Origin of the sequence: Bacteroides sp. AF39-16AC (assembly GCF_003602735.1) — a bacterium.
Classification (GTDB): domain Bacteria; phylum Bacteroidota; class Bacteroidia; order Bacteroidales; family Bacteroidaceae; genus Bacteroides; species Bacteroides uniformis.
Map to the genome: position 1 here is coordinate 46996 of NZ_QTLN01000029.1, position 8930 is coordinate 55925.

4 protein-coding genes are annotated in these 8930 nt (G+C 51.5%); all 4 read right to left on the reverse strand.

Translation table 11 applies throughout. The annotated features are described in order from the left end of the window. Nucleotides 1-83: 83 nt before the first annotated feature. The 4 genes from DW039_RS18170 to DW039_RS18185 all read right to left on the reverse strand — a co-directional run bounded on the left by DW039_RS18170 (nucleotide 84) and on the right by DW039_RS18185 (nucleotide 8850). Nucleotides 84-2033, reverse strand: coding sequence for an alpha-L-arabinofuranosidase C-terminal domain-containing protein (locus tag DW039_RS18170; protein ID WP_005830131.1), 1950 nt, complete (start codon nucleotides 2031-2033; stop codon nucleotides 84-86). Between the two features lie 54 nt (nucleotides 2034-2087). Beyond that, nucleotides 2088-4079 carry a glycoside hydrolase family 127 protein gene (locus DW039_RS18175; protein WP_005830129.1) on the reverse strand — a complete coding sequence of 664 codons (1992 nt, stop codon included), beginning with the start codon at nucleotides 4077-4079 and terminating at the stop codon, nucleotides 2088-2090. Between the two features lie 57 nt (nucleotides 4080-4136). Further along, entirely contained in the window at nucleotides 4137-6680 is a 2544-nt protein-coding gene (locus tag DW039_RS18180; protein WP_120382194.1) for an alpha-L-arabinofuranosidase C-terminal domain-containing protein, read from the reverse strand. A 223-nt stretch (nucleotides 6681-6903) separates the two neighbouring features. After that, complete coding sequence (locus tag DW039_RS18185; protein WP_044467595.1) at nucleotides 6904-8850, reverse strand: glycoside hydrolase family 97 protein; 1947 nt, start codon at nucleotides 8848-8850, stop codon at nucleotides 6904-6906. Between the last annotated feature and the right edge of the window lie 80 nt (nucleotides 8851-8930).

An 8930-nucleotide genomic window follows, 5' to 3' on the forward strand; every position in this document is an offset into this window, starting at 1 on the left:
CGTTCAAAAAAGGCTGAATTTAATTCTTTAAATAAGTGTTCATAACTAGTTCACATAATTAAATTAGGTGACTAAATGGGAATTTATTTTGATTGAGTACTTATCCGCAAACGATAGACTCCGAACGAACGGGGCTGAAGCTCCAGGCTCAGAGAACGGGAAGCCACCTCCACCGGACGAATACGTGGAACAATAGCCTCCTGCTCCAGTGTATTCTTGGCTTTCCAGTCATCACTTTGCAAATAGGTGCAGGAACCCGAGACAAGCTGCCGCTTCTTCAATCCGCTGAACTCTATCTGTACCTTCTCCGATCTGCTGCCCGCATTGACAAGCTTCAGAATTACTTCTCCCGTAGGAGCATCCAGCACTGCCGATGCATAAAGGCTGTCCTGCCCCGTCACGGGTTTTCCGTCCATTTGCAGGTTCAGCACATCTGTTCCGGCATTCATACCGTACATCTGCTGTACGTAATAGTTGGGAGTCCGCATCATACGGAGATTGTCGAACCAAATCAAATCGGGATTCCACTGCCAGGCATCCACATGGGCAAACAACGGAGCATAGGTAGCCAGGCGCACCACATCGGCATTACGTTCCAGTCCCGTCATAAAAGCTGCTTCGGACAGTGCCGCCAAGAAATTATTGGCTTTCCCGGTGGGGTGGTCATGCGATGCATATTCACCGGCAAAGACTTTCGGTCCTTTACGGTCATAGTCATCATAGCGGGCAGCATTGGCAAAGAACCAGTCGGGAGCCATATAATAATGCTCGTCCACCAAATCCACCCCGATGCGTTTCATTTCGGGCCAGAGGTAATCGAACTTGTCCCCATCTGCACTCGGACCGGAAGAACCTACAATCTGCATATCGGGATATTCCGCACGGATGGCTTTCGTGAACACTTCCAGACGCTCGGGATAGACTTCCCCCCACTGTTCATTGCCGATGGCAATCATTTTCAGACCGAACGGTTCGGGATGTCCCATATCGGCACGCACCTTTCCCCACTTGGAGGTTGCAGCACCGTTGGCAAACTCGATGAGGTCGAGGGCATCCTGCACGTACGGGCCGAGTTCTCCAAGGGGAACCACTTCGTTGCTTTCGTATTGGCAGGACAGCCCGCAGCTCAGTACCGGCAGAGGCTCTGCACCGAGGTCTTCACTCAGCAGGAAATATTCGTAAAAGCCAAGTCCGTAACTCTGGAAATAATCCGGGAAAGCTTTATGCTTGAATGTATAGTTCCAGCGATTTTCGTTCAAAGGACGGTTCTCTACCGGACCCACGGAATTCTTCCATTGATAACGGGTGGCAAGGCTGTTGCCTTCGATGATACAACCGCCGGGAAAACGGAATACTCCGGGATTGAGGTCATAGAGGGCTTGTACCAAGTCGGCACGCAATCCATTCTCACGCTTCTTCCAAGTGTTCACCGGGAAGAGAGAGATGTGGTCCATATCTACCGTACCCTCCGTCTGCAACACAACACGCAGACGCGAGCGAACATCGGTAAAAGGAGCTTTCAGCACAGCCGTCAGCTTCTGCCATTCACTGCCTTTCACTTCCAGTTCCTTCTTCAGGAGATTCTCTCCGTTGGAATTCACCAGTTCGACGGAAAGCTTCATTGGTTTGGTATCCGGCGTACGGACATAGGCGGAGAAACGGTAATCTTCTCCTTTTTTCAGGCCGATGCCACGATAACCTTCATTATCCAGTCCGGCACGCAAAAGACAGCCGTCATTGGTAATGCGCACATAATGCGGATTGCGGTCGAAGCAGGGCCGCTCGTCCTGTACCGTCACCTCGCCGAAAGGTATCCACCCCACCAGCGGCTGCGGGAACTCAAAAGAGCGGTTCTTTACCAGTTCGGCATACAAACCACCGTCCGCACCGAAATTAATGTCTTCGAAGAAGATTCCATACATGGCAGGATTTATCCGAGCCGTCGGTTTTGATACATCAACAGTCATCACATGCTGTTGCGCCTGCATGCCAAGAACAACGAACAATGTCAATAGAAATAAAAGTCTTTTCATGGTTTTAATCTGTTTATAACGATAGCATAAGCTAAATTATGACGACATACTTAGCTATTCTACATCAATCCTATTTACCGGCAACCATACATCCATCTTGCCCTCACCCCGGTGTGCCCATGCATAATAAGGTATCAGGGTCAGCGTCACATCTCTGGTTGCCAACTTTCCGGCAGCATCAAAACCAAGAGCCTGCACTTCTGTGGTAATTTCGTTGATGCCATACAGCAGTTCGGGCTTCTCCGTCACCTGGAATTTCGGATGACGGTTCAGGATGATATTCTGTATATTAAAATCATTATCGGCCCACTCGGCACAATAAACGATAGGACCACGCTCAACGGCCACCCGTCCACGGTCGGCAACCACTTTTTCATTGGCTTTCACCACACGGGGGTGCATGTCGAAATGCACCTCTACCACATCCCCTTTCTTCCACTTCCGGTCTATCCGGAGATAGCCTTTACGAAGTTCACCGGTCACCTCCTCGCCATTCACCAATACACGATAGCCCAACTTCAGGTCGTCGGCATACGAATAAAGGTCACTCGGAAGTACACTGCCGCGCACCCAACCCGGAATACGGATATTCATCGTAAACGGCAGGTTGCCCTGAGCCACCTTCACACGAATATCTCCGTTCCAGGGGTATCCGGTTTCCTGCTCCAGCACCACTTTCTTTTCATTCAACTTCAGCTCGGCACGGTTGGACAAGAAAAGGTTGACGTACACCTGATTGTCTTTCACGGCATACACATATCCCGGCAAAGAAGGAATGAACCGGCTGATGTTGCTAGGACAGCAGGCACAACCAAACCACGGCTGGCGTGTAATCGTATGGTCGGCATTAAAGTGATACTTACCATCGCAAGACAACGGATTGGGATAGAAGAACTTGCCTCCGTCCAATGAAACGCCGGAGATTAATCCGTTGTAAAGCGTACGTTCCAGCACGTCGAAATACTTGGAATCGCCATGCAGCAGAAAGAGGCGGTAATTCATGTAAACATTGCCGATGGCGGCACAGGTCTCATTGTAGGCAGTCAGATTCGGCAATTCATAGTTATCACCGAAAGCTTCGCCCGTGTGACGCGCACCGATACCGCCGGTAATATATATCTTCTTGCCGACGATATTCTCCCATATCTTGTCGATAGCCTTGATGTAGGAGCTGTCACCCGTAATGGCAGCCACATCAGCCATACCGGAATACATGTAACCGGCACGTACGGCATGTCCCACTGCCTCTTCCTGCTCCAGTACAGGCTTGTGCGACTGCAAATAGATGTCCTTGCGTGCCGTAGTGCCGCGCGCGTCGAGGAAGAACTTGGCCTGGTCGAGATATTTCTTATCTCCTGTCACGGTATAGAGGCGTACCAATGCCATTTCGGCAATCTGATGTCCGGGAATCACACGCTTCTGTCCGGGGCCTTCACCGATATTCTTGCATACGCAGTCGGCATAACGGATAGCTATATCCAGGAAGTTCCGCTTGCCTGTAGCTTGATAATAAGCCACAGCCCCTTCCACCATGTGACCCAGATTATAGAACTCGTGGCTCAAATTCTCCACCTCCGACCAGCGTTCCGGCCCCGACCAATCGTGCGGATGCTTGGGGTTCATGGTACGTGCGGTGTAAAGATACCCGTCCGGTTCTTGGGCGGCGGCCACTATGACCAATACGCTGTCGATATATTCTTCCAGTTTCTTGTCCGGGTAAGTCTGCAAGGAGTAACTTGCACCTTCAATCGTCTTATAGACATCCGTATCGTCAAAGGAGAAGCCTCCCACCTTATACTCATCACTGGGATGAGTAGCTTTCACAAAGTTTTCATAACGTCCGGTTTCCTCACACTTACTGAAAGCCAACGGGATGGTTACCTCGCGGCTTGCCTTCAAGCGTTGTCCCCAGAAACTGTCCGTCACCTTCACTGAAGTGAAAGGAACCGGGTCGATGGGATAACCGGAATGCAAAGTCTGTTGCTTTTGTGCCGACACACTGCCGGTCATGGCTGCAACAAGTGCCAAAGTCAATAATCGTATCATATCTTTTAAGTTTTTAAGTTCTTAAGTTCCCACGCACGGAATTACACGGATTTATCCTTATTTCCCCTTATTCTCATGGATACGTATCACCGTAAACGAATAGGCAGGCAAGGTATAAGGAAACTCCGTACCGCCGATGTCGACGAAGGCGGAAGTCACGGAACGTGCCTGCTTGTCTTTCGGGTCACCCGTCAGGAGCGTCTTCACTGCCGAGGGATTCTGCAAGTCGATGCCCTTCAGCTTCACTGTAGAGGAAACCTCCACCGGAAGCAGGTTCACCAGCTTTACAATATGGTCACCCGTGGCCTCATCCTTTACCACCGAAACACCGACGCGCTTACGGACAGCCTCTTGCCCATTATTCAGTGTGACGTGCGAGGTGATGTACTGCGTACCCGCATTCTGTCCGTACATCTGCTGTGTGTAGTAGCCCACGGTAGGCTTCACTTCCGTGTTATTGAAATAAATCAAGTCGGGATTCCACTGCGTATGGCCTTCCTTCGCCAGCAACGGGGCGTACGAGGTCATCTCCACCACATCGGCATTACGTTCCACCGAAGTCAGATAGAGAGCTTCTGCCAACGCTGTCTCTATGTTGTTGGGACGTCCGGGCAGGTGGGCGGCATATTCGCCCAGATAGACCTTGGACTTGGTACGGTCATAACGGTCGTAGTAGTCCTGGTTGTGAATCATCCAGCCCGGATCCACGTAATAGTGTTCGTCCACCATGGGCACGCCCAGTTCCGTGGCAAGGCGCCAGCCCTCCGCATAGTCCGCGCCTTCGTAGAAGGGACCTACAGTGCCGACAACCGTAATTTCGGGATGCTTCTCCCTGACAGCCTTGTATATCATGGCAAAGCGCTCCTCAAACACTTCGGTAATCATATCCTCGTTGCCGATGCCGATATACTTCAGATTGAAAGGCTTGGGATGGCCTGCCTCAGCACGCTTCCTGCCCCACACGGTGCGGCGTGCATCGCCGTTGGCATACTCTATCAGGTCGAGCACATCCTGGATATAGGCAGGCATCTCTTCCATCGGGATGCCACCCTGCTGGCCGTAGCGCATCAGTTCCTTGTTGGCCCCCTGCGGACAGTTGTCGGCATAGTGCGAGTGTGTGCCCGAATTCTGGCACGGCACGCCCGCTGCCAATACCGGCAGAGGTTCGGCACCTATATCTTCGCAGAAGCGGAAGTACTCGAAGTAGCCCAGTCCGCGTGTCTGATGATACCCCCACAGATTGCGCAACGGCTTACGCGCTTCGAGCGGTCCGATAGAGCCTTTCCAGTCATAGATATTATCAATGCCGTCGCCATGAGCCACGCAGCCGCCGGGGAAGCGGACGAAGCGTGGATGCAGGTCGGCAAGCGTCTGCGCCAGGTCGATACGCAAGCCGTTCTTATGTCCCTTGAATGTATTTTGCGGAAAAAGGGAAATCATATCGAGGTGCAGTGTCCCCACCGTCTGCGGCTGAAGCGAGAGGACGGCGGCACGTACGTCGGCATTCGCCGTCAGCACCGTCTGCTGTTTTTTCCACTCTTTGGAGGACACATTGACGGAGGAACGGGCAATCTCACGGCCATCCTGGTCGAGCAGGCAAACAACCACCTTGCCTCCCTTGCTGCCCGGTGCCACGCGGGCGAAGAGAGAGAAATCGTACTTCTCCCCTTTCTTCAAGCTAATACCGTCGAAACCGTCGTTCTGCAATGTCACTCCGGGACGAGCTTCCAGTACGGCATAATGAGGATTGTTGGGATGGATGGGGTCGGCAGTGGCAATGGTTACGGCAGCCGAAGCATTGCCCTTTTTCACCGCCCAGGCATATGTAGCGTCCCAACCTTGACAAGAACCGTCTTTGGACGAATACTCGAAGTCACGGTTCTGTACCAGCTCGGCATACAGCCCGCCGTCCGCTGCATAGTTGATGTCTTCGAAGAAGATGCCTATCAGATGCTTGTTGATGGGTTTTGCACATTCCGTCTCCACCTCGATAGTCGCCTCCACCGGTTTCAGGCCGGCAAAACGAATGGGGTCTTGCTCGGCACGTTCGGCATAGAGTGCCTGGCGGTACTTCTTATGCTCCGCAAAGGAGATGACACGCTGCACCGTGGCATACGGCACACGCTGCATCCAGCCCTGCTGCATGGTACCGTTCAGCAGAACCTCCTTCCGCACGGTGGGATAGACCTCTGCCGGCCGGTATTCGGCAAGGCGGGAACGGTCAAAGTATTTCTGCGCTTTCCATTGCAGCAGGTCGGGAGACTCGACGTATGCAAGGGAGTTTCCGCTTTCCGTCAGTTCCCAGATGCAGTGCCAACGGTCGTCGGCACAGGTTTGCATCAAGTGCGGTTTCAGCATCCGCTTCATTTGCCCCCAGGGGCCGAAGTCCGAGTTGACAAAGGAACTACCCTCTGCCAAGCCGAACCACCGGTTGCCATCGGGACTCCAGGCAAGCCTCAAGCCGCCACGCCCATCGGCCTGGGAGTAAGAGAAGAGGTAGACCGAGTCGGGCTCGTTCGCCACTCCGTTTGTCTTGGCCTGCAAAGAAGCAGTCAGTGTCAAAAGCAAACACAAAAACAATAATTTCAAGAATTTGTTCATGGTATTAAATAGGTATTAATCATTTACATTTAGTTCGACAGTCGCAATCAGTCTCATACTGAATGCCATTCAGTCGTATACTGAATAGGGTTCAGTCGTATAGTGAATGCCATTCAGTATACGACTGAATTAGGGTAGTTATATCCTACTGATAATCAAAAGATTGCAAAGGAGCAAACCTTGATGATATATTATTACAAACAAAGACTACTCCATGCACTCTTTACCTTACGATGACCGCCCCTCCCTGCGGCTGAACCGTGAGTTGCAGACTGCCGTCGGCCTTTATCTTCTGCTGTTTCAGTTGGGGCTGCATCTTCTTGTCATCACTATAGAAAGATACCTCCTGCCCTGCCAGCATGGGAAGATCGAGCTTCAATTTCAACGGTTCTTTCGTTGCATTGACAGCAGCGACATACCATGTGTCACCGTGACGGCGGGCAAGGACAATGTATTTTCCGGGATACCCCTCTATGAAACGGGTCTCGTCCCAAGTGGTGGGCACTTGTTTCATAAAGTCGAGGCAGACTTGCGGAGCATCCGTCAGGTTGTTGGGTGCCAAAGCAAAATTCTGAATGGGGTTTTGGAAAAGCACTGCGGTGGCCAGTTGGAATATATCCGTCGTACGGCGTGTCGTGCCGCCATCATTTCCCTTGTTCAGACGTTTGTTCAGGAATACTCCCCCAAACTCCATGCACCCCACCGTGTTGCGGATAAAGGGGTGCAACGTGGCATTGAACGCTTCGTTGTCACAGAAGTGCTGATTGAATACCAGATTCTCGGAAGCCAGCACAGCCTCACTGCCTGCATAGTTGGGATACATCCGCTCCCAACCGCGAGGCAAGGTACAGCCGTGGAAGATAACCATCAGGCCGTGGTCGTCGGCATCGCTCAGAATCTCTTCGTACAAACGCAGGGTCTCCTGCTTGTCACCGCCGAAGAAGTCGACCTTGATGCCTTTCACGCCCAGACTCTGCATCCAGCGCATCTCTTTTTTGCGGATGATGGAATTATCCATTTTATTGATGGGGCTTTGCTCGATGTCGTTCCAATAGCCACTGGAACTGTACCACAAGAATACGTCCACACCTTTACTGTGTGCATACTCCACCAGTTTCTCCATGCGTTCATATCCCGTCATCTTGTCCCACCAGCTATCTACCAGAATATATTCGTAGCCCATAGCCGCAGCCAAATCGACATAACGTACCTGGTCATCATAATTGGCACTGTCGTCCTGCCAAAGAATCCAACTCCAAGTGCTGCGCCCCGGCTTATACTCATGTTCCGACTCATAACGCGGTTCCACCACGTCCCAGGGAGCGGTAGTCTCGACAATGGGTTTCAAGCTTTCACCTACCGTCACCGTGCGCCATGGCGTAGAACCCGGCAAAGCAAAAGCCGGTTCCACCGTTCCGTTTCCATTATTCTCTTCGGTCATCGGAAAAGCGATACTGTACAATCCGTCTTGGGCATCACTCAGACGTGAACCGCAATAACGGCTGTCCACCCCCGTCTCGCTGACAAGCACCCAGCCGTCTTCGCCCACCCTGAACAGGCAGGGGAAAGTATAGCCGTGCCCGTACTGCGAACGGACATTCATTGGAGCATCCACCTTGTATTCTTCTTCATAACTGGGCTTGGTACGCTTCCAGCCTATCATGGCATCGCTCTGCGGAGTCAAGAAAGTAGTGGTGTGTCCGGGAAAACGGAAACCGGTCTTTTCGCTCTTTATCGTCACACTTCCCCGTCCCCCCTGTCTGGGCAACGTGTAACGGAAAGCCACATCATTGTTGCTGACGCGGAAAGTTATCTGCACATTCTTCCCCTCACCGTTGACGAATGAACAAAGCAATTCGTTTGCCCAGTAATGGATGCGCGAAGCTTTGATCCGGGATTGTTCATAAACCGTATCGAGAGCTGTGACTTTATGTTCCTTCAACTGCAATCCTCTATAGAAATCACCCACATTTGTCTCCATCCCCAAGGGAGAAGATTCCAGCATTTGCTTTCCATTGTAGGTGACGGCGTAAGACACTTCGCCGTTGGCTGACGGGCAGGATACCGTAAGCTGCAATTTTCCATCCGGACCATTGACAGATACACTCTGTGCTGCCAGCGGACCTGAGAGGGCAAACAACCAAACCAGTAATTTCAATCTATTCTTCATGGTATTAAATTATTATGTTATATCATTAACATTAGTGTCCACTAAAAAATCATAGTCGTTCTTTGAAATTGTTGAAATTC